The organism is Kitasatospora hibisci (assembly GCF_043950205.1).
Classification (GTDB): Bacteria; Actinomycetota; Actinomycetes; order Streptomycetales; family Streptomycetaceae; genus Kitasatospora; species Kitasatospora hibisci.
This window is the reverse complement of record NZ_CP171642.1, coordinates 7,417,288-7,438,318: the sequence shown is the minus strand read 5'-3', so window position 1 is coordinate 7,438,318 and position 21,031 is coordinate 7,417,288. Positions and strand designations below refer to the sequence as shown.

The following is a 21,031-nucleotide window of genomic DNA, read 5'->3' as shown; positions in this document are numbered from 1 at the left end:
GTCCGTGCCGGCCGGGGTTCTTCTCCAGACTGCACGGACATCGGCCGACCGGCGACCCCTTGGTCAGGGGTGTGCCGGACCCACCTGGTGTACGGGCATCATGGGCGTACCGGCCGCAGCGTACTCTCAAGAACGCCCGCCCACTGCCGGATCACTCCGGATCGCCTGGCGCTGTCGTCGGTGAGCAGATTGGCCAGGCCGAGGCCGCGCGCCATGTCGAGGGTGGCCTGCACGGTCTCGCGGACGCCGGGGGCGCTCTCGTCCGCCCCGAGGAACTCGACGGTGGCCCGGTGGGCCTCGCGGCCCACGTGGCCCTCCAGGGCGACGATCCGCTCGCGCAGCGGCTCCTCGGTGGCGGCGGCGACCCAGAGGTGGAGGGCGGCGCGGAACAGCGGGCCGGTGTAGAGGCGCACGATCATGTCGACGACGGCCTCGGTCCGGGCCGGGCCGACGGCGGGCAGCTCGTCCGCGTGGGCGCGGACGGCCGCCATCCGTTCGGCGGTGACGTGTTCGACGGCCGCGGTGAAGAGGTCCTCGCGGGTCGGGAAGTGGTGCTGGGCCGCGCCGCGGGAGACACCGGCGCGCTCGGCGACGACACTGACCGTGGAGCCGTTCCAGCCGACCTCGGCGAGGCAGTCGACGGCCGCCGCCAACAGCCGCTGCCGGGTGGCGCGGCTGCGGTCCTGCTGCGGGGTGCGGGCGGCGGGGTGGGTGGTCATCGGCGGCGACTGGTCCTGTCCGTGCGGCGGTGCTCAGGGGTCGATCCTCGCAGACCGCGGGAGCGGCCCGGCGGGCGGGCGCGGCGGCGGGCGGGCGGCGGCGGGCGCGGCGGGCGCGGCGGGCGCGCCCGGCGGCGTACCGGGCGCCCCGCCGCGCGGCGGGCCGACGGCTCAGCGGCCGGCCTCCCGTGCCCGCAGCTCCCGGCGGAGGATCTTGCCGGCCGCGGACTTGGGCACGGCGTCCAGGAACTCCACCGCCCGGACCTTCTTGTACGGCGCGACCTGGCCGGCCACGAAGGCGGTCACCTCCTCCTCGGTCAGCGTGGAACCGGGCGCACGGACCACGAACGCCTTGGGCCGCTCGGTGCCGTCCTCGTCCGCGACCCCGATCACCGCCGCGTCCGCGATCCCCGGATGGCCGAGCAGCAGCGCCTCCAGCTCGGCGGGCGCGACCTGGTAGCCCTTGTACTTGATCAGCTCCTTCACCCGGTCGACGATGAACAGGTAGCCGCGCTCGTCCACGTAGCCGACGTCACCGGTGTGCAGCCAGCCGTCGGCGTCGATGGTGGCCGCCGTGTCGGAGGGGCGGCCGAAGTAGCCCTTCATCACCTGCGGCCCGCGGATCAGCAGCTCGCCCCGCTCGCCCGGGCCGAGGTCGGTGCCGCTACCCGTGCCGGTGCCGTCGAGCGAGACGACCCGAAGCTCGGTGGAGGGCACCATCCGGCCGACCGAGCCCGGCGAGGGGTCGTGCTCGTCCGGCGAGACCACATGGGTGACCGGGGAGAGCTCGGTCATCCCGTAGCCCTGGAGGATCCGCGGCAGGCCCAGCCGGCGGGCGCACGCCTCCGCCAGCTCGTGGTCCAGCGGCGCGGCCGCGCAGAGCAGGTACTCCAGCGAGGAGAGGTCGAAGCGGTCGACGATCGGGTGCTTGGCCAGCGCCAGGGCGATCGGCGGCGCCACGATCAGCGCCTGGACGCGCTGCTCCTCGATGGTCCGGCAGAACTGCTCCAGGTCGAAGCGGGGCAGCACGACGACGGTGGCGCCGCAGCGCAGCGGCTGGTTCAGCAGTGCGGCGAGGCCGTAGATGTGGAAGAAGGGGAGGACGGCGAGCACCCGCTCACCCACCGCGGGACGGTAGAGGGCGTCGGTCTGGGCGAGGTTGGTGGCGATCGACCGGTGGGTGAGCATCACGCCCTTGGGCAGGCCGGTGGTTCCGCTGGAATAGGGCAGGACGGCGATGTCGGTGCCGGGGTCGAGGTCGGGCTCAGGCTCGGGGCCGGAGGCGGCGAGGAGGTCGGCCAGCGAGCGGTGGCCCTCGGCGCCGTCCAGCACGATGATCTCCGCCAGCGGGGTGCCCCCGGCCGCGAGCTTCTCCGCGGCCTGCCGGGCGGCGGCCAGGAACGGCGAGACGGTGACCAGCCAGCGGGCGCCGCTGTCGGCGAGCTGGCCGGCCAGCTCGCCCGCGGTGGCGAGGGAGGAGACCGTGGTCACCGTGGCTCCGGCCCGGGTGGCGCCGTAGAAGGCCATCGGATAGCCGACCGTGTTCGGGCTGAAGAGGGCCAGCACGTCGCCGCGCCGCACGCCCGCCTCGGCCAGGCCGGCCGCCACCCGGCGCACCGCCGCTCCGAGCCGCGCGTAGCTCACCGACTCCCCCGTGACCCCGTCCACCAGGGCCGGCCGGTCACCGAAGCGGTCGGCGCCGCCCAGGACCGCCTCATGGATCGGCAGGTCGACGACTGCGACATCCGGGAACTCGCTGTGGAACACCAAGGCGTGCCTCCTCGAAGGTAGTTGACGAAACCTCAAACTGGCGGCGGACGGTCACGGAGCACCACCGGCCGGGCGTGCGGGACAGGAGCATACGGACAGTGGCGCAGCGCTGCGCCATTGTGACGACGGTTCGCGGGCGCACGCGTGGCACGCTTGCCGCGCCCGGCGGGCGCGCCGACCGTTTCCTGCATGGCCGCCCGCCCCCGAGGGCGGCCCCCGACCAGGGAGCGCCCCACCGTGAGACGCACCACCCGACAGCTGCCCGCGCCCCGCCGGCTCCCGACCGCCACCGCCGCGGCCGCCACCGCCGCGGCCGCCGCGCTCGCCTTCGCTTCGGCGCCGCTCGCGGACGCCGCCCCCGGCGACAAGGGCGACGTCAAGATCCACGACGGCGCCACCGCGGTGGACAGTAGGACCGACGACCCCCAGGTCTGCCAGTTCTACCTGGACGCGTTCGACTTCGACACCATCACGCTGGTCAACTGGACGATCGAGCAGCAGCCGACCGGGAACGCCCTGGTGCTGGCCGGCGCGCTCGTGCTGACCAACGGCACCGGCAGTACCGGCAACTACAGTCTCCCGGACGGCCGCTACCGGCTCACCTGGACCTTCGTCGGCGAGAACGGCAGCGCCAGGCACGAGTCCTTCGCGGTCCGGTGCGCCACCGGCTCGCCGACGTCCACCGCCTCGCCCACCTCCACCGCCTCGCCGATCCCCGGCGCCCACGGCGGATCCCCCAGCCGATCCCCGGAGCCCCACCCCGTCGGCGGAGTCGGCACCGGCGGTGGCGGCGCCTCCGGCCCCGACACCCGCGAGGTGCTCGGCGGCGCCGCGCTGATCGCCACCGCGGGCTGGTTCGGCGTCCGCTCGCTGCGCCGGCGCCCGGGACGCAATGGCGAGTCCTGACCGGCACCGCCACCGCGCAGGCGCGGAGCCGACGGTTCCCACGCCCGGCGGGGATCGTCGGGCCCGCGCAGGAGCCCCGGCCGGCTCGGCGGCTTCCAGGGGCCGTCACCCTCGCGGCGGTCGCCGGCGCCTGGCTGGTGAACGAGGGCTCGGCCTCCCCCCGGCGGCCCGCCGCCTCCCCCGGCGGGTGCGGTCGGGGGAGGCGACCGGGGTCCGGGCGGGGGCTCAGTAGGACTTGGGCAGGCCGAGGGTGTGCTGGGCGACGTAGTTGAGGACCATCTCCCGGCTGACCGGGGCCACCCGGCCGACCCGGGTCGCCGCGATCAGCGCGGCCAGCCCGTACTCCTGGGTGAGCCCGTTGCCGCCGAGGGTCTGCACCGCCTGGTCCACGGTCCTGGCAGCGGCCTCGCCCGCCGCGTACTTGGCCATGTTGGCCGCCTCGCCGGCCGCCGGGTCGTCGCCGTCGTCGTAGAGCAGACCGGCCTTCTGGTTCATCAGCCGGGCCAGCTCGATCTCCACCGCGCACTGGGCCAGCGGGTGGGCCAGACCCTGGTGGGCACCGATCGGCGTCGACCAGACCGTACGGGTCTTCGCGTACTCGACGGCCTTGCCGAGCGCCTGACGGGCGAGCCCCAGCGAGAAGGCCGCGGTCATGATCCGCTCCGGGTTGAGTCCGGCGAAGAGCTGGAGCAGCCCCGCGTCCTCGTCGCCGACGAGGGCGTCGGCGGGCAGCCGGACGTCGTCCAGGAAGACCTGGAACTGCTTCTCGGGGGACACCAGCTCCATCGGGATCGCCCGGTATTCGAAGCCCGGCGCCCGGCGCGGCACGACGAACAGGGCCGGCTTGAGCCTGCCGGTCCGGGAGTCCTCGGTCCGGGCCACGAACAGCACGGCGTCGCAGTGGTCGATGCCGGAGACGAACACCTTCCGACCGGTCAGCAGCCAGTCCTCTCCGTCGCGGCGGGCGACGGTGGAGATCCGGTGGGAGTTGGAGCCGGCGTCCGGCTCGGTGATGCCGAAGGCCATCCGCCGGGTGCCGTCGGCGAGTCCGGGCAGCCACCGGCGCTTCTGCTCCTCGGTGCCGAAGCGGGCGATGACCGTGCCGCAGATCGCCGGGGAGACGACGAGCAGCAGCAACGGGCAACCCGCGGTGCCGAGCTCCTCCAGGACGATGGCGAGGTCGGTGATGCCCCCGCCCCCGCCGCCGTACTCGACGGGCAGGTTGGCCCCGAGGTAGCCGGCCTTGCCGGCCTCGGCCCAGAGCTCGTCGGCCGCCTCGCCGGCACGGGCCTTGCCGAGGAAGTACGCGGAGCCGTAGCGGTTGCCGAGTTCGGCGACGGCGCGGCGCAGGGCCTGCCGCTCGGGCGTCTCGATGAGTCGGCTGCCGACGGTGGGCGTGGTGGTGCGCGGTGCGGACATGGGCGGTACGTCCTTCCGGGCGGTACGGGATTCCGGGGGGTTCGGGTGTTGGCGGGCCTCGGGGTCCGGGGTGGTGCGGGTGCTTCGGGCAGTGCGTGCGCGCCTGGGGCGGTGCGGCCGGTGCGGCTAGCCCGGCCGGTGCGGCTAGCCCGGCTGGTGCGGCTGGTGCGGCTGGTGCGGCTGGTGCGGCTGGACGACGGCGAGCAGGGCGCCGAGTTCGACCTGCAGGCCCGGGGTGGCCCGGAGTTCGGTGAGGACGCCGTCGGCCGGGGCGGTCACGCGGTGCTCCATCTTCATCGCCTCCAGCCAGAGCAGCGGCTGCCCGGCCTCGACGGCGTCGCCGACGGCAGCGGCGGTCCGCACCACCGTGCCGGGCATCGGAGCCAGCAGGGCACCCGGGTCGGTGTGGTCGGCGGGGTCGGGGAACCGCCCCGAGGCGGTGAGCACGGTGCCGCCGGTCGGGCCGTCCACGTGGACGCGGTCGCCGTAGCGGGCCACGTCGTAGCCGCGCCGCAGGCCGTCCGTGGCGAGCACGACCCGGGTCGGCGTGGCCGAGACCAGCTCGGTGCCCGGGTGGCCGTCGGCGTCCAACCCGGCGCGGCCGAGCCGGTAGCGGACCTCGAACTCGGTGCCGTCTGCCGCCACGTACCGCTTGGTCTGCGGCGCGGAGGGCAGGTTGCGCCAGCCCGACGGCAGCGCATGTCCGGACCTGCGCTCGGCGGCGTCGGCCAGCGCGGCTGCGAGCGCGGCCAGTCGGCCTTCGGCTTCCTCCGCGTTCAGGTCGGCGAGGTGCAGACCGGCCGCGTGCTCGGTGAGGAACGCGGTGTGCACGTTCCCGGCCAGGAAGGCCGGGTGGCGCAGGGCCCGGACGAGCAGCTCCCGGTTGGTGGCCGGCCCGTGGATCCTGGCCCGGCTCAACGCGTCCGCGAGGCGCCGGGCGGCGGCCGCCCGGGTGGGCGCCCAGGCGACCAGCTTCGCCAGCATGGCGTCGTAGTGCACGGTGATCTCGCTGCCCGGCTCGACGCCGGAGTCCAGACGCAGCCCGCGACCGCCGAACTCCTCGTACGGAAGAGGGAGTTCGAAGCGGTGGATGGTTCCGGTCGAAGGCTGCCAGTCCCGAGCCGGGTCCTCCGCGTAGAGGCGGGCCTCGATCGCGCAGCCGACCGTCACCGGGGGGTGCTCGGCCAGTTCGTCACCTTCGGCGACGGCGAGTTGGAGCGCCACCAGGTCGAGCCCGGTCACCGCCTCGGTCACCGGGTGCTCGACCTGGAGGCGGGTGTTCATCTCCAGGAAGAAGAACCGGCCGTCGGCGGCGAGCAGGAACTCCGCCGTCCCGGCGCCGGTGTAGCCGATCGCCCGGGCGGCGTCGGCGGCGGCCCGGTGCAGGGCGGCGCGCACCTCGTCTTCGAGACCCGGGGCCGGCGCCTCCTCGACGACCTTCTGGTGCCGGCGCTGCAGCGAGCAGTCGCGGTCGCCGACGGCCCACACCGTTCCGTGCGCATCGGCCATCAGCTGGACCTCGACGTGCCGGGCGGTCGGCAGGTAGGGCTCGCAGAAGACCTCGTCGGAGCCGAAACTCTTCGCCGCCTCGGAGCGGGCGGCGGCGAGCCGGTCGGCCAGCTCGTCCAACCGCCGGACCACCCGCATGCCGCGTCCCCCACCGCCCGCGGCCGCCTTGACCAGCAGCGGCAGATCGGCCTCGACGGGCTCCGCGACCGCGTCCAGCACGGGGACGCCGGCGGCCGCCATCAGACGCTTGGCCTCGGTCTTCGACCCCATCGCGGCGATCGCGTCCGGCGGCGGGCCGATCCAGACCAGGCCCGCGTCGATCACCGCGCGGGCGAACTCGGCGTCCTCGGAGAGGAACCCGTAGCCGGGGTGGACGGCGTCGGCACCGGCCGCCAGGGCGGCCTTCACGATGAGGTCGCCGCGGAGGTAGGTGTCGGCGGGCGCGGCGCCGGGCAGCCGGACGGCCGCATCGGCATCACGGGTGTGCGGGGCGCCGGCGTCCGGGTCGGAGTGGACCGCCGTGGTGGCGATGCCCAGGCTCCGGCAGGTGCGGAAGACCCGGCGGGCGATCTCGCCGCGGTTGGCGACCAGCAGGTTGGTGATCACGTCAGGGTTCCTCGCATGTCGCGTGTCGCGTGTGGTTTCTCGGCGGTCGGCGCTCCGCGCGCGGCGTCCGGCCCGGGAGGGCGTCGCGCCGGACGCGGGTACGGGGCACGGACGCCGGGCGCGGGTGGCGTCACATCCGGAAGACGCCGTAGCCGCGGGCGCCCTCGACCGGGGCGTTGTGGATCGCCGAGAGGCAGAGGCCGAGCACCGTCCGGGTGTCGCGCGGGTCGATCACCCCGTCGTCGTAGAGCCGGCCGGAGAGGAAGACCGGCAGCGACTCCGCCTCGATCTGCTGCTCGACCACGGCCCGGATCGCGGCGTCCGCGTCCTCGTCGTACGGCTGCCCCTTCGCCGCGGCGGACTGCCGCGCCACGATCGACAGCACCCCGGCCAGCTGTTGCGGGCCCATCACCGCCGACTTGGCGCTCGGCCAGGCGAAGAGGAACCGCGGTTCGTACGCCCGCCCGCACATGCCGTAGTGGCCGGCCCCGTAGGAGGCGCCCATCAGTACCGACAGGTGCGGGACGCGGGAGTTGGCGACGGCGTTGATCATCATCGCGCCGTGCTTGATGATGCCGCCCTGCTCGTAGTCCTTGCCGACCATGTAGCCCGTGGTGTTGTGCAGGAACAGCAGCGGGATGTCCCGCTGGTTGGCGAGTTGGATGAACTGGGCGGCCTTCTGGGACTCCTCGCTGAACAGCACGCCCTGCGCGTTGGCCAGGATGCCGACCGGGTAGCCGTGCAGCCGGGCCCAGCCGGTCGCGAGGCTGGTCCCGTACAACGGCTTGAACTCGTCGAAGTCCGAGCCGTCGACGATCCTTGCGATCACCTCGCGCGGGTCGAACGGCACCTTGAGGTCACCCGGGACGATGCCCAGCAGGTCGTCCTCGTCGTACTTCGGCGGCTCGGCGTGGACGTCCGGATCGGCGCCCGGCTTACGGTGGTCGAGGCGCGCGACCACCCGGCGGGCCAGACGCAGTGCGTCGGGCTCGTCCACGGCGAAGTGGTCGGCGAGCCCGGAGGTGCGGGCGTGCATCTCGGCCCCGCCCAGCGACTCGTCGTCGGACTCCTCGCCGGTGGCCATCTTCACCAGCGGCGGTCCGCCGAGGAAGACCTTCGCCCGCTCCTTCACCATCACGGTGTGGTCGGACATCCCCGGCACGTAGGCACCGCCGGCCGTCGAGTTTCCGAACACCACGGCCACGGTGGGGATTCCGGCCGCGGAGAGGCGGGTGAGGTCGCGGAAGAGGGCCCCGCCGGGGATGAAGATCTCCTTCTGGCTGGGCAGGTCGGCCCCGCCGGACTCGACCAGGTTGACCAGCGGGAGGCGGTTGGTGAGGGCGATCTCGTTGGCGCGCAACGCCTTGCGGAGCGTCCAGGGGTTGCTGGCACCACCGCGCACGGTCGGGTCGTTGGCGGTGATCACGCACTCGACGCCCTCGATCACCCCGATGCCGGTCACCAGGGCGGCGCCCACCGGGTAGTCGCTGCCCCAGGCGGCGAGCGGGGAGAGTTCGAGGAACGGCGAGTCCTGGTCGATCAGCAGCTCGATCCGTTCGCGGGGCAGCAACTTGCCTCGACTGCGGTGCCGTTCGACGTACTTCGGTCCGCCGCCGGCCAGCGCCCCGGCGTGCTCGGCGTCGAGATCGGCGAGCTTGCCGAGCATCGCGGCGCGGTGCTCGGCGTGGTCGGCGCCGGCGGGGTCGAGGCGGGTGGGCAGGACGGTCACAGCAGCGCCTCCGGGATGTCGAGGTGGCGGGAGCGGAGCCACTCCCCCAGGGCCTTGGCCTGCGGGTCGAAGCGGTGTCGGGCGGCGACGCCCTCGCCGAGCAGGCCGGTGATGGTGAAGTTGACCGCGCGGAGGTTCGGGAGCAGGTGCCGCTCGATCGGCAGGTCCGCCGCTTCGGGGAGGAGTCGGCGCAGCAGACCGACGGTGAGGGTGTGTGCGAGCCAGCTCCAGCCGGCGTCGTCCCGGGCCCAGACACCGAGGTTGGCGTCGCCGCCCTTGTCCCCGCTGCGGGCACCGGCCACCAGGCCGAGCGGCGCCCTGCGGGTGGGGCCGGGCGGCACCGGGGCCGGCAGTCCTGCACCGGGGTCGTCCACGCCGGGCACGGACGAAGCGTCCTTCCGCGGTCCGGGCGCGATCCCGATCCGGCCGCCGTCGGGCAGCACGGCGGTGTGCGCCACCTCCGCGGCGTCGACGTACGCGGCGGTGAACACCCCGTACGGCGCGCCCGGCCCCGGCGGCGCGGTGAGGTGGAAGCCGGGGTAGCCGGCGAGGCCCAACTCCACTGCCGCCCTACCGAGTTCACGACCGACCTTGGCAGGGTCGCGGTCCCGGGCGGTGAGCCGCAGGAGCGCGGAGGCACCCTCCTCGGTGTCCGCGTCGTGGTGGTCGGTGCGGGCCAGGGTCCAGCACAGCTCGGCCGGCCGCGCCCCGGGCGGCAGCGCCGCGTCCAGCTGCCGCCGCACCAGCGCCGCCTTGGCCTCGATGTCGAGCCCGGTGAGGACGAACACCACCTCGTTGCGGTACCCGCCCAGGCTGTTCAGTCCCACCTTGAGCGTCGACGGCGGCGCTTCGCCGCGCACGCGGCCGATCCGCACCCGGTCGGGACCCTCCTGGGTGAGCCGGACGCTGTCCAGGCGGGCCGTGACGTCCGGCCCGAGGTAGCGTGCACCGCTCGTCTCGTACAGGAGTTGGGCCGTGACCGTGCCGGTGGTGACGGAGCCGCCGGTGCCCGGGTGCTTCGTGATGACGCTGGAGCCGTCGGCGTTCAGCTCGGCGACCGGGAAGCCCGGCCGGGTGACGTCGTGCTCACGGAAGAACGCGTAGTTGCCCCCGGTCGCCTGCGCACCGCACTCCAGCACGTGCCCGGCCACCACGGCCCCGGCGAGCGCGTCCAGCGCGTCCACCCCCCACCCGAAGTGGGCGATCGCCGGCCCGGCTACCAGCGCGGCGTCGGTCACCCGACCGGTGACCACCACGTCCGCCCCGGCCTTCAGGCACTCGGCGACGCCGAACGCCCCGAGGTAGGCGTTGGCCGCCAACAGACCGTCCGGCAGTCCGAGTTCGGACCGGCGCGGCAGGAGGTCGTCCCCCTCCACGTGGGCGACTGCCGGATGCAGCCCCTGACGCTCGGCCACTTCCCGCAGCGCCTCGGCCAGCCGGGCCGGCGCGAGCCCGCCCGCGTTGACCACGATCCGCACCCCGCGCTCCAACGCCAGCCCGAGGCACTCCTCCATCTGGCGCAGGAAGGTCTTCGCGTAGCCCGTCGCCGGATCCTTGATCCGGTCCCGGGCCAGGATCAGCATGGTCAGCTCGGCCAGGTAGTCCCCGGTGAGCACGTCCAGCGGACCGTCCGTCAGCATCTCCCGCACCGCCGAGAACCGGTCCCCGTAGAACCCGGACGCGTTCCCGACCCGCAGCACCGCCTCCGACGCCACAGCCCCACCTCCCCGCCGGCAGCCCACCACCCGCCACCCTCGTCGTCGCGCAGCAGCGTGGCACCGCGGGGAAGAAAAAGCAATCACGCCTGCTTGTTTTCCGTCGGCGAGCGGGAACAGCCCGCCCCCCGCGCGACGATCGGGCCGGGCGCCGACACAAGATCACCGAGTAGTAGGCTCGCTCCGCAACACGACGCGAAGGGGAGCCAGTGGCGCGGGTTGCAGTGATCGGCGGAGGTATCAGCGGGCTGGGGACGGCGCTCATGCTCGGCCGGCGTGGCCATACGGTCACCTTGTTCGAACAGGACGCACGGGACGCCGGCGAGGACCTCGACCGGGACTTCTTCGACTGGAACAGGCCCCGGGTCCCGCAGGCCGTCCAACCCCACTCGTTCCTCGCCCCCGTGCGCACGGTGCTGCGCGCCGAGGCCCCCGACGTCTACGCGGACCTGCTGGCGCGCGGAGCCCGGGAGTACCACGACTTCGACTGGTTCGGCGAGCACCCGCCGCAGCGGGCCGGCGACGAGGAGCTGGTGACCCTGCGCACCCGCCGCATCGTGCTGGAGGCCGCCCTGACCGCGGCCGTGCGACGGGAGCCGTCCGTCGACGTGCGGCGGGGCTGCCGGGTGCGCGCCCTCGCCTTCGGCGAGGGCCGACCCGTCCGGGTCACCGGCGTGCAGGCGGACGGGCAGACACACCGGGCGGACCTCGTCGTCGACGCGGCCGGCCGCCGCTCCCCCGTGCCCGCCTGGCTGGTCGCGGCCGGCTGCCGCCCGCCCGTGGTGCACAGCCATCGCGCCGGGATCGCCTACCTGTGCCGCTGGTACCGCCTGCGCGCCGAGGGCCCGCGCGACCCCGGACAGGTGAGGAACGGCTCGGCCGCACCGTTCGCGCTCGCCGGCGTCTTCCCGTCCGACAACGACACCTTCGCGGTGAACATCGTGCTCTCCACGGCCGACCCGACCCGCGGCGCGCTCACCGACCCCGCCGTGTTCGAGGCCGCCGCCCGCCGCTTCCCCGCCTGCGCCGCCTGGCTCGACCTGGCACACGAACCGCAGTCCGCCGTCCTGGCGATGGCCGGCCTGGACAACCGCTGGACCTCCCTGGCCGACGCCGACGGACCCGTCGTCACCGGGCTGGTCAACGCCGGGGACAGCCTCATCCACACCAACCCCACGCTGGGCCACGGCGTGGCCCTCGGACTCCGCGCCGCCGAGTACCTCGCCGGCCACGTCGACCGGATCGCCGCGGACCCGGCCGACTACCACGACTGGGCGGCGCAGGCCCTCCGCCCGTGGTTCGACGCACAGGTGACGGCCGACCGCGTCAACGAGCAGCGCCTCGCCGAGAGCGCTCCGCTCTCGGACCGGCGGGCCGCCGCCCTGGCCGCCTGCGCCTTCGACGAGCCCGTCGTCATGAGGGCGCGAGCCCGGGTGCGCCACCTCCTGCAACCGGCCGACGAGGCCTACGGCACGGAGGAGGTGGACCGGCACGTCACCGCCTGGCTGGCCGCCCGCCCGGACTTCGCGCCGACGCACGACGGCCCCACCCGGGAGCAGTGGGACGCACTCGTCCCGGCCTGAGTACGCTCGGGGCCGGGCGTCCCCCGGGGCCGCTCCGGAGGACGCCCCGAGCCAGGGCAGGGGCGCCCGGCTGCCCCGGGGCACGGCTGACGGGGTGACTACCGGCCGGTCACCGGGAGTCGGCGGGGCGGAGCGGGGACGACCCTCCGGACCGGTGCGCAGCCACGCACCCGCCGACAGCCCCACCCCGAGGAGCCGCCGTGCCGCCGTCCGCCCGCCGCCCCCCACCGGCCGTCGCGCCGGCGGCCAAGCGCTCGGCCCTGCGCACGCTGGGCGAGTGGTGCGCGCGCCACTCGGTGCTCGTCATCGTGCTGTGGGTCGTCGCCCTCGCCGGGGTGCAGGCGGCCAACAAGACGGTCGGCGGCTCGTACTCCGACAACTTCTCGCTGCCGGGGACCTCGGCGCAGCAGGGCAAGGAGCTGCTGCAGGCGCACGAGCCGGCCGCCGCGGGCACCAGCTCCCAGGTGGTGCTGAACGACGCGCAACCGCTCACCGGCTTCCAGGCGCAGATCGGCCAGTCCGTGGCCGCGCTCCAGCAACTGCCGCACGTCCTCTCGGTCCAGAGCCCGCTGCCGCCCGCGGGGCAGCCGGCGCCGCCGGGCGGGCCGCTCTCCGCGAACGGGCTCACCGGCTACATCACCGTCCGGTTCGACACCAACCCGGCCGAGTTCGGCAAGGAGTACCTGGACGGCGTGGACGCCGCCGTCGCGCCGATGCGGGCGGCCGGTGTGGAGGTGGAGTACGGCGGGCCGCTGGGCGAGCTGGCCCGGCCCACGCCGGACGACCGGCGCAGCGAGGCGATCGGCTTCGCGGTGGCGATCGTCGTCCTGCTGGTGGGCTTCGGCAGCGCGATCGCGGCGGGCCTGCCCCTGCTGACGGCCCTGTTCGCGGCGGTGGTGGGCCTCGGGGTGCTCGGCCTGATCGCCGCGCTGTCCACCTTCGCCACGGTCGCGCCCACCCTCGCCACGATGATCGGCATCGGTGTCGGCATCGACTACGCGCTGTTCCTGCTCACCCGCCATCGTCAGAACCTGATGGACGGGGCGGATCCGGTGGCCTCGGCCGGACAGGCGGTGGCCACCAGCGGGCGGGCGGTCCTGGTCTCGGGCTGCACGGTGATCATCGCGCTCTCCGGGCTCTCGGTGTCCGGCATCACGTTCATCGCCAAGCTCGGGGCCGCCGCCGCGGTCACCGTGGTGTCGGCCGTGCTCGGCGCGATCACCCTGCTACCGGCACTGATGGGCGTGATCGGCCGTCGGATGGACCGGTTCTCGGTACGCAAGCCGGTCGCGGAGACCGGCAGCGCGCCGGGCGAGGAGGCCACCGGGGTCTGGCACCGGTACGCCCGGCGGGTCGAGCGCAACCCGTGGCGGTACCTGGCGGCGGGCGTGGTGATCCTCGGGGTGCTCACGGTGCCGCTGTTCTCGATCCAGCTCGGCCACATCGACGACGGCGCCGACCCGACGACGTTCACCGACCGGCGCGCCTTCGACCTGATGTCCGACGCCTTCGGCCCGGGCTCCAACGGGCCGCTGACCGTGGTCGTGGACCAGAGCGCCGTCCCCGCCGACGCCAGGCCGGCGCTCCTGTCCGCCGTTCAGCAGGCCCTCACCGGCGTGCCGAACGCGGCGAGCGCCACCCCGCTGCAGACCAGCCCGGACGGCGCGGTGCTGTTCAACACGGTGATCCCGGCGGACCGGCCGCAGGACCGCAGCACCACCGATCTGGTCAACGACCTCACGGACACCGTGCTGCCGCAGGCGGTCGCGGGCACCGGGGCGCAGACCTACCTCACCGGCACCACCGCGGCCCAGGTGGAGTTCCTGGACATCGTGTCGAGCCGGCTGCTGCCCATCATCGCGGTCGTGGTGGGGCTCGCGTTCCTGATCATCCTGGCGGTCTTCCGCGGCCTGCTCATCGCGGTGAAGGCGGCGGTGCTCAACCTGCTGTCGATCGCGGCCTCGTACGGCGTGGTGGTCGCGGTGTTCCAGTGGGGCTGGGGCGGGCCGGCGCTCGGGGTGTCCGGGACGGTGCCGATCGAGAGCTACGTGCCGATGATGATGTTCGCGATCGTCTTCGGCCTGAGCATGGACTACGAGATCTTCCTGCTCTCCCGCGTCCACGAGGCGTGGCTGCGGACCGGGGACAGCCACGGCAGCGTCGCGCACGCCCTGGAGATCACCGCCCGGGTGATCTCCTGCGCCGCACTGATCATGGTGAGCGTCTTCGCCGCCTTCATCGTCAGCGACAACATCGTGATCAAGATGATGGGCCTCGGCCTGGCCGTCAGCGTGCTGATCGACGCCACCGTCGTCCGGCTGCTGCTGGTGCCGGCGGTGATGACGCTGCTGGGCGCCGCGGCCTGGTGGACGCCGCGCTTCCTCGACCGGGTGCTGCCGCACATCGACACCGAGGGTGAGGGCGAGGTTGCGGCGGTCGAGGAGAAACCGGGCTGAGCCGGCGCGGCGGCTCGGGTACGGGGGCCCGCCGGCCCGTCAGGCGAGCGGCAGGGCCATCTCGACCAGCAGGCTTCCCGGGTCCAGCCCGTAGGGCTCGGACTCACCGGTGAACTCGAAACCGCGCCGCCGGTAGAAGGCCGTCGCCCGCGGGTTGTCCTCGTGCACGGTCAGCACCAGCCGGCGCGCCCCGGCCTCGGTCCGCGCCCACCGGACGACGCCGTCCAGCAGGCGGTCCGTCACCCCGCGCTCGCGGCCGCGGTGCTCGGGATCCACCCAGACGCCGACCAGCACGGCACTCTCCGGCCCGGAGGCGAACGAGATCATCGTGCCGACCCACTCGCCGGCCTCGTCCACGGCCACCAGCCCGATGGCTCCCGGCTCATTGACCCGCGCCGCCCGCGAACGCCACTCGTCCTCGCCGAACGCGAGCGCCCTCGCGTGGGTCTCCATGAACGCCGTCGGGGTGTCCAGCAGCTGTGCCAGCCGCACCCGCCGCAGGCGCTCCCAGTCCTCGGTCCCGATCCGTTCGATCCGGTACGCCACGCCGTCCCCCCACTCGCCCGCCGCAACGGGGTCCACCGCACCTGCACCCCCGATGACCACCGGGACGCCTGAAGCCTTCAGCCTACGGCCCCGGCACACGCACCCGCCCAGCGGGCGGGGCCGCGTACCGCGGCGACGCAGGGGTGCGCCATCGTCACTTGTAGCGACCGGTGCACATCGCTACGCTGCTCGACGTGATCCTGCGCATCGACCGGGCCTGGCTGCTGGAGATCGCCCACGAGCACCTGCAGGCCGATCCGGACGTCACGGACTACGGGACCCTCGCCGCTGCGGTGGCCCGTCACGCCGACGAGGTCATGGGCGTGCCCGTGTACGGGGAACTGCACCAGCGGGCGGCCGCCCTGATGCACCAGCTCATCCGTGTCCCGGCGCTGGAGTTCGGCAACGAGCACTACGCCGCCGTCGTCGCCGCCTCCTACCTGAGCGCCTCGGGGGTGATCGTCACCGCGGAGCCCGGGGCTGCGGTCGACCTCGCCGCGCGGATCCGCGACGGGCGGGCCGACGTCCGCGAGACCGCCGCCGCCATCCGCACCTGGTACCGCTGACGCCCGCCCTTCGCCGAGGCCGTCGCCCCCGGGCCCGCCGGCCGGCACTGCGAGGCCCGAACCGGAGCCCGGCGGCGCCCCGCCCACGCGCCCACGCCGGCGGGCGGCGCCCCCGCTGAAGTCCCGCCCGCGCCAAGCCCATTGACGAACGCATGACACTGACGGACCATCATGCTGGCGCGCCGCACCTCCTCCCCGTTCCGTCCCTACGGACCCCCACAGGAGGACAGTCATGCGACTGCCCCGCCGAGGGAAGCCCGCCGCGGTCACCGCCGTCCTGCTGGCCCTCGCCCTCGCATCCCCGCTCAGCACCCAGGCCACCGCGCACCCCGCCGCCGCCGGCGCGGCCACCACGGCCACCGCCCAGGAGGAAACCGCCCGGCAGTACGTCGTCGACGGCCCCCGCACCGTCGCCGAGCGCACCGCCATCGCGGCGACCGGCGCCTCCGTCGACGCCGTCCGGCCCGATTCGGTGGTGATCACCGCCTCCCCCGCCGAGGCCGCCCGGCTGCGGGCGCTCGGCTGGTCCCCCACCCCGCTGCCCGCCCCGCCGCAGGCCGAGGACCCGGCCGCGGAGTCCGTCGGCGCGGCGATCGACGACTTCCCCTCGTCCGACTCCGGCTACCACAACTACGCGGAGGCCGCCGCCGACATCGACGCCGTCGTCGCGGCGCACCCCGACATCATGAGCAAGCGGGTCATCGGCACCTCGTACGAGGGCCGCCCGATCGTCGCCGTCAAGATCAGCGACAACGTCGGCACGGACGAGAACGAACCCGAGGTGCTGTTCACCGCCCACCAGCACGCCCGCGAACACCTCACCGTCGAGATGGCGCTCTACCTGCTGCACGAGTTCGGGGACAAGTACGCCACCGACAGCCGGATCGCGAACGCCGTCAACAGCCGGGAGATCTGGGTCGTCCCCGACCTCAACCCGGACGGCGGCGAGTACGACATCGCCACCGGGCGCTACCGAAGCTGGCGCAAGGACCGCCAGCCCAACAGCGGCAGCCGCCACATCGGCACCGACCTGAACCGCAACTGGGACTACCGGTGGGGCTGCTGCGGCGGCTCCTCCGGCTCCACCTCCAGCGAGACGTACCGGGGCGCCGCCCCCGAGTCCGCCCGGGAGACCAAGGTGGTCGCCGACTTCGTCCGCAGCCGGGTGGTCGGCGGCAGGCAGCAGATCACCGCGGCCATCGACTTCCACACCTACAGCGAACTGGTGCTCTGGCCGTTCGGCTGGACCACCGCGGACACGGCCACCGGGATGACCGCCGACGAGGCCGACACCTTCGCAACCTTCGGCCGGACCATGGCCGGCACCAACGGCTACACGCCGGAGCAGTCCAGCGACCTCTACATCACGGACGGCTCGATCGACGACTGGCTGTGGGGCGCGCACCGGATCTTCGCCTTCACCTTCGAGATGTACCCCGGGCCGAACGGCAGCAGCGGCTTCTACCCGCCGGACGAGGTGATCGGGCGCGAGACCAGCCGCAACCGCGAGGCCGTGCTGCGGCTGGTGGAGACGGCCGACTGCATGTACCGCGCGATCGGCAAGCAGCAGCAGTACTGCGGCATCACGAGCTGACGGCAGCACAAGCCGACGGCTGACGGGTCACACCGCCCCCGGCCACCCGGTCGGACGATCCCCCAGGAAGGGGCCCGGCCCGCGTCGTACGCTGAGGTGGTCCGGCCCCCCTCTGGTGCCGCCGCGCCCCGGACGCGCACTGGATCGGGAGGTGGGAACGATGAACGGCCCCCCTGGAGAACGTCCCTCGCCCCCGCCGTCCCCGCTGTCCGCGCCGACCGCGGCCAGCTCCGGGGCCGGTGAGAAGGGCCTCAAGACCGGCGCCCTGGGCCTGGTCTCGTCCGTCGCGATCGGCCTCGCCTCGACCGCGCCGGCGTACAGCCTCGCCGCCACGCTCGGCATCATCGTGGTCGGCGTCGGGCTGCAGGCACCGATCATCACCATCCTGGCCTTCATCCCGATGCTGCTGATCGCCTTCGCCTACAAGGAGCTCAACGCCTCGGACCCGGACTGCGGCACCACGTTCACGTGGGGCGCCCGCGCCTTCGGGCCGCGTACCGGGTGGCTGGGCGGCTGGGGGATCGTGGCGGCCGACATCATCGTGATGGCCAACCTGGCGCAGATCGCCGGTGTGTACGGCTTCCGGCTGTTCGGCTTCAACGGCCTCGCCGAGAGCACGGCCTGGACCACCGCGGCCGGGGTGGTCTGGATCGTCGTGATGACCGCCATCTGCTACATCGGCATCGAGATCTCCGCGGCCCTGCAGCGCTGGCTGCTCGCGATCGAGGTCGTGATGCTGGTGCTGCTGTCGGTGACGGCGCTGGTCAAGGTCTACGGCGAGAACCCGCCGCCCACCGCGATCGAGGTCGACGCCTCGTGGTTCAACCCCTTCGACGTCGCCTCGTCGACCGCCTTCACCGCCGGCATCCTGGCCGCCGTCTTCATCTACTGGGGCTGGGACACCGCGGTCTCGGTCAACGAGGAGACCGCCGACGCCGCCCGCACCCCCGGCCGCGCCGCCGTCATCTCGACGGTCCTGCTGCTGCTCATCTACGCGCTGGCGTCCACCTCCGCCCAGGCCTTCGCGGGCATCGGCACCGAGGGGATCGGGCTCGGCAACGAGGAGAACTCGGGGGACGTGCTCTCCGCACTGGGCGGCGCCGTCTTCGGCTCCACCGGCCTGGGCTGGTTCCTGACCAAGCTGCTGATCTTCATGGTGCTGACGTCGTCCGCCGCCTCCACCCAGACCACCATCCTGCCGACCGCCCGGACCACCTTCTCGATGGCCGCGCACAAGGCCATCCCCGACGAGTTCGCGCGGGTCCACCCGCGGCACCTCACCCCGACCTGGTCGACCGTCGGCATGGGCATCGCCTCGATCGCCTTCTACGTGCTGCTCACCGCGATCAGCGGCAACGTACTGGCCGACTCGATCGCCTCGGTCGGCCTGGCCATCGCCTTCTACTACGGCCTCACCGGCTTCGCCTGCGTCTGGTACTACCGCAAGGTCCTCACCCGCAGCGTGCGCGACTTCCTGTTCAAGGGCCTCGCGCCGCTGGCCGGCGGTCTGATGCTGCTGTACTTCTTCTGCTACGGCGCCTTCGACGTCTACGCCGACCCCGACTACGGCGCCACCTCCATCGACCTGCCGATCTTCGGCGAGACCGGCGGCGTCACCGTGATCGGCATCGGCGCCCTCGCCATCGGGGTCGTACTGATGATCGTCCAGTGGGCGGTGCAGGGCTCCTGGTTCCGGCACCCGGACGTGCCCGTCAGCGTCGCCGATCCGGCCGACGCGCCGTAGCCCCTAGCCGCTACCGGATCCGGCCGGGCCCGGGGGCGCGGGTGCCCCCGGGCCCGGCCGGGCCGCCGTGCGGTCACGGGGTGAGCAGGGCGTCCTGCTCGGTGAGCGGTGCGCCGCCGGTCCACGGCAGGACCTTGCCGAACTGAACCAACTCGCCGTAGTACGCAGGGTCCACGCCGTCGGCCAGGACCAGGTCGAGGACGGCACGGGCGGCCTCGGCCGGGGTCTGCGCCCCGCTGTAGTCGGTGAACCACGGCCGGGACGCCCGGGTGTCCACCATGCCCGGACAGACCGCAGCGACCAGCGTCCCCTCGGCGAGGTCGCGCTCGCGCCGCGCGTCCGCCACCGCCCGCACCGCGGCGACCTGGGCCACCTTGGACGGAATGTTGACCCAGAGCGGCCAGCCGGACTCCACCACCGTCCGCGCGTGCACGGCGCTGCGCCAGGACTCCACGGCGTACTCGATCTGCTCCAGGCTCGCCCCGTCGAACAGCGGCTGGAGCCGCGGCGGCAGGAATCCGAGCGTGCCCAGCCCGCTGGCGACGACGAGCAGCCGGCCGCCGGGGCGCAGCACCGGGCCGAAGGAGCGGAGCACGGCGTGGGTGCCGCCGTTGGCGACGTCGATGAACTCGTCGGCCTGCTCGGCCTGGGAGCGGTCGGGCAGCAACGGGGCGATCGCGTTGGAGACGACGACGTCCACGCCGCCGTGGCGTTCGGCCAGCCCGGCCGCGAGGGCGGCGACGGCGTCGGCATCGGCGACGTCGAGGATGCGCCCCTCGACGCGGGCGCGGGTGGCGGGGGCCCCGGCCACCTCGCGGGCGGCGTCGGCCACCCGCCCGGCGTGACGGCCGGTCAGCAGAACGAGGTCCTCGGGTGCCATCCGCGCGGCCAGGCCCTCGACCAGGGCGCGGCCCAGACCCTGGTTCGCCCCGGTGACGAGGGCGATCCGGGCGGGGCGCGCGGCTCCGGCGGCGGCCGCGGTGGTGGCGGTGCTGTCGGTTCCTGCGATGGCTTCGGTTCCTGCGGTGCCTACGGTTCCTGCGGTGCTCGCGGTGTTCGTCATGCCCTCCACGCTAGGAAGCGCCGTTGCATGAGTCCAACGAAAGTCAGGCACAGGTGGTATGCGTAGACGTCATGGACTTCACCGAGGTGTCACTGACCGCCCTGCGCGTCCTGCGGGCCGTCGCGGAGCAGGGGACGTTCACGGCCGCGGCCGCCGAGCTGGGGTACACCCAGTCCGCGGTCTCCCGGCAGATCGCCTCGATCGAACGGATGGCCGGCGCCCCGCTCCTGGAGCGGCGTCGCGGCGGCGTGCGGCTGACCCCGGCAGGCCGGATCGTGCTGCGCCGGGCGGCCGTCGTCCTGGACGAGATCGACGCCGCCGCCCGGGAGCTCTCCGGTCTGCCCGCCCGGGCCGGGACCGTCCACGTGGGGTGGTTCCCCAGCGCCGGCGCCGTCCTGCTGCCCCGCGCCCTGAGCGCCCTGCGCCGCACCGACCCCGCGATCACCGTCGTCACCCGTGAAGGCACCACCCCGGCCCTGGTGCGGGCGCTGCGGGCCGGCCGCGTCGACCTCGCGGTGCTCGCCTCCGCGCCGCCGTTCCGGCCCCTGGACGCCGAGACGCCCGCGCTCGCCGTGCGCACGCTCACCGAGCGCAGCCTGCGCCTGGCCGTCCCCGCCGGGCACCCGCTGGCCCACCGGGACTTCGTCGACGTGGCCGACCTGCGCGGCCAGCGCTGGATCACCGCGCCGAGCGCCGGCGAGGACCAGCTGATGGGCGTCTGGCCCGGCCTGGACGAGCGGCCCGAGATCGCCCACACCGCCCGCGACTGGCTGGCCAAGCTGCACCTGGTCGCCGCCGGCCTCGGGATCACCACCGTCCCGGGGGTGCTCGCCCCGGCCGCACCAGAGGGGGTGCGGATCCTCCCCGTGCGCGGCGGTCCGCAGGAGCTGCGCCGCGTGGTGCTCGCCCGCACCCCGGGCCCGCTCACCGAGCCCGCCGCACGGGTCGCCCGTGCGCTCCGGACCGCGGCGATCGACCTGGACGCGGCCCCGTGAGGGCGCTGCGCGCGAGGCGCACCACGGCCGGCGTGCCCGGCCGCCGGCCGGATGGAGAGGGCGACGAGGTGCCGATGCCGCCCGGGGCGCGCAGGCTGGAAGCGCGAGGAG

The 21,031-nt window shown here is 74.3% G+C and carries 15 protein-coding genes; 7 read left to right on the top strand and 8 right to left on the bottom strand.

The features are described 5' to 3' along the window. Positions 1 to 98 precede the first annotated feature (98 nt). Positions 99 to 719: a TetR/AcrR family transcriptional regulator gene (locus ACF9IK_RS32390; RefSeq protein WP_395297627.1), complete on the bottom strand. Its 621-nt coding sequence runs from the start codon at positions 717 to 719 to the stop codon at positions 99 to 101. Between the two features lie 171 nt (positions 720 to 890). Next, on the bottom strand, positions 891 to 2,486 hold the full coding sequence (locus ACF9IK_RS32385; protein WP_395298739.1) for a 4-coumarate--CoA ligase family protein: 1,596 nt from the start codon (positions 2,484 to 2,486) through the stop codon (positions 891 to 893). A gap of 240 nt (positions 2,487 to 2,726) precedes the next feature. On the opposite strand from ACF9IK_RS32385, the gene ACF9IK_RS32380 reads away from it, so the two are divergent. Further along, on the top strand, positions 2,727 to 3,395 hold the full coding sequence (locus tag ACF9IK_RS32380) for a hypothetical protein (RefSeq protein WP_395297626.1): 669 nt from the start codon (positions 2,727 to 2,729) through the stop codon (positions 3,393 to 3,395). A gap of 225 nt (positions 3,396 to 3,620) precedes the next feature. Here the strand turns inward: ACF9IK_RS32380 and ACF9IK_RS32375 are convergent, their stop codons facing one another. The 4 genes from ACF9IK_RS32375 to ACF9IK_RS32360 form a co-directional block, all read right to left on the bottom strand. Further along, the gene (locus ACF9IK_RS32375; protein ID WP_395297625.1) at positions 3,621 to 4,814 is read right to left on the bottom strand and encodes an acyl-CoA dehydrogenase family protein; all 1,194 of its coding nucleotides are present in this window, start codon (positions 4,812 to 4,814) and stop codon (positions 3,621 to 3,623) included. A gap of 144 nt (positions 4,815 to 4,958) precedes the next feature. Further along, the gene (locus ACF9IK_RS32370) at positions 4,959 to 6,929 is read right to left on the bottom strand and encodes an acetyl/propionyl/methylcrotonyl-CoA carboxylase subunit alpha (protein WP_395297624.1); all 1,971 of its coding nucleotides are present in this window, start codon (positions 6,927 to 6,929) and stop codon (positions 4,959 to 4,961) included. Positions 6,930 to 7,059: 130 nt separating this feature from the next. Next, a complete protein-coding gene (locus ACF9IK_RS32365; protein WP_395297623.1) occupies positions 7,060 to 8,658 on the bottom strand; it encodes an acyl-CoA carboxylase subunit beta in 1,599 nt (532 codons plus the stop codon). After that, complete coding sequence (locus tag ACF9IK_RS32360; RefSeq protein ID WP_395298738.1) at positions 8,655 to 10,298, bottom strand: acyclic terpene utilization AtuA family protein; 1,644 nt, start codon at positions 10,296 to 10,298, stop codon at positions 8,655 to 8,657. The genes ACF9IK_RS32365 and ACF9IK_RS32360 overlap by 4 nt, the downstream gene beginning before the upstream one ends. A 284-nt stretch (positions 10,299 to 10,582) precedes the next feature. Between ACF9IK_RS32360 and ACF9IK_RS32355 the strand changes: the two genes are divergently transcribed. Together ACF9IK_RS32355 and ACF9IK_RS32350 are read left to right on the top strand one after the other, a co-directional pair. Continuing rightward, positions 10,583 to 11,956, top strand: a complete 1,374-nt coding sequence (locus ACF9IK_RS32355) for an FAD-dependent oxidoreductase (protein WP_395297622.1) — start codon at positions 10,583 to 10,585, stop codon at positions 11,954 to 11,956. 200 nt (positions 11,957 to 12,156) lie between these two features. Further along, positions 12,157 to 14,412 carry an MMPL family transporter gene (locus ACF9IK_RS32350; protein ID WP_395297621.1) on the top strand — a complete coding sequence of 752 codons (2,256 nt, stop codon included), beginning with the start codon at positions 12,157 to 12,159 and terminating at the stop codon, positions 14,410 to 14,412. A gap of 39 nt (positions 14,413 to 14,451) precedes the next feature. On the opposite strand, the gene ACF9IK_RS32345 is transcribed toward ACF9IK_RS32350, so the two are convergent. After that, positions 14,452 to 14,994 carry a GNAT family N-acetyltransferase gene (locus tag ACF9IK_RS32345; protein ID WP_395297620.1) on the bottom strand — a complete coding sequence of 181 codons (543 nt, stop codon included), beginning with the start codon at positions 14,992 to 14,994 and terminating at the stop codon, positions 14,452 to 14,454. A gap of 134 nt (positions 14,995 to 15,128) precedes the next feature. Here ACF9IK_RS32345 and ACF9IK_RS32340 point away from each other — a divergent pair, with 134 nt between their 5' ends. The 3 genes from ACF9IK_RS32340 to ACF9IK_RS32330 all read left to right on the top strand — a co-directional run bounded on the left by ACF9IK_RS32340 (position 15,129) and on the right by ACF9IK_RS32330 (position 18,862). Then, positions 15,129 to 15,524, top strand: a complete 396-nt coding sequence (locus ACF9IK_RS32340; protein WP_395297619.1) for a fic family toxin-antitoxin system, toxin component — start codon at positions 15,129 to 15,131, stop codon at positions 15,522 to 15,524. Between the two features lie 232 nt (positions 15,525 to 15,756). Further along, positions 15,757 to 17,118, top strand: a complete 1,362-nt coding sequence (locus ACF9IK_RS32335; RefSeq protein ID WP_395297618.1) for a M14 family metallopeptidase — start codon at positions 15,757 to 15,759, stop codon at positions 17,116 to 17,118. Positions 17,119 to 17,278: 160 nt separating this feature from the next. After that, positions 17,279 to 18,862, top strand: a complete 1,584-nt coding sequence (locus ACF9IK_RS32330; protein ID WP_395297617.1) for an APC family permease — start codon at positions 17,279 to 17,281, stop codon at positions 18,860 to 18,862. A gap of 73 nt (positions 18,863 to 18,935) precedes the next feature. Here the strand turns inward: ACF9IK_RS32330 and ACF9IK_RS32325 are convergent, their stop codons facing one another. Beyond that, positions 18,936 to 19,925, bottom strand: coding sequence for an SDR family NAD(P)-dependent oxidoreductase (locus ACF9IK_RS32325; protein WP_395297616.1), 990 nt, complete (start codon positions 19,923 to 19,925; stop codon positions 18,936 to 18,938). Positions 19,926 to 19,996: 71 nt separating this feature from the next. On the opposite strand from ACF9IK_RS32325, the gene ACF9IK_RS32320 reads away from it, so the two are divergent. Continuing rightward, positions 19,997 to 20,920: a LysR family transcriptional regulator gene (locus tag ACF9IK_RS32320; protein WP_395297615.1), complete on the top strand. Its 924-nt coding sequence runs from the start codon at positions 19,997 to 19,999 to the stop codon at positions 20,918 to 20,920. The last annotated feature ends 111 nt before the right edge of the window (positions 20,921 to 21,031 follow it).

Bases quoted from the DNA above. Each gene is read 5' to 3' on its own strand.
- ACF9IK_RS32390 (WP_395297627.1), bottom strand. From the start codon at position 719: ATGACCACCCACCCCGCCGCCCGCACCCCGCAGCAGGACCGCAGCCGC.
- ACF9IK_RS32375 (WP_395297625.1), bottom strand. From the start codon at position 4,814: ATGTCCGCACCGCGCACCACCACGCCCACCGTCGGCAGCCGACTCATC.
- ACF9IK_RS32360 (WP_395298738.1), bottom strand. From the start codon at position 10,298: ATGCTGACGGACGGTCCGCTGGACGTGCTCACCGGGGACTACCTGGCC.
- ACF9IK_RS32335 (WP_395297618.1), top strand. From the start codon at position 15,757: ATGCGACTGCCCCGCCGAGGGAAGCCCGCCGCGGTCACCGCCGTCCTG.
- ACF9IK_RS32330 (WP_395297617.1), top strand. From the start codon at position 17,279: ATGAACGGCCCCCCTGGAGAACGTCCCTCGCCCCCGCCGTCCCCGCTG.
- ACF9IK_RS32325 (WP_395297616.1), bottom strand. From the start codon at position 19,925: ATGACGAACACCGCGAGCACCGCAGGAACCGTAGGCACCGCAGGAACC.
- ACF9IK_RS32320 (WP_395297615.1), top strand. From the start codon at position 19,997: ATGGACTTCACCGAGGTGTCACTGACCGCCCTGCGCGTCCTGCGGGCC.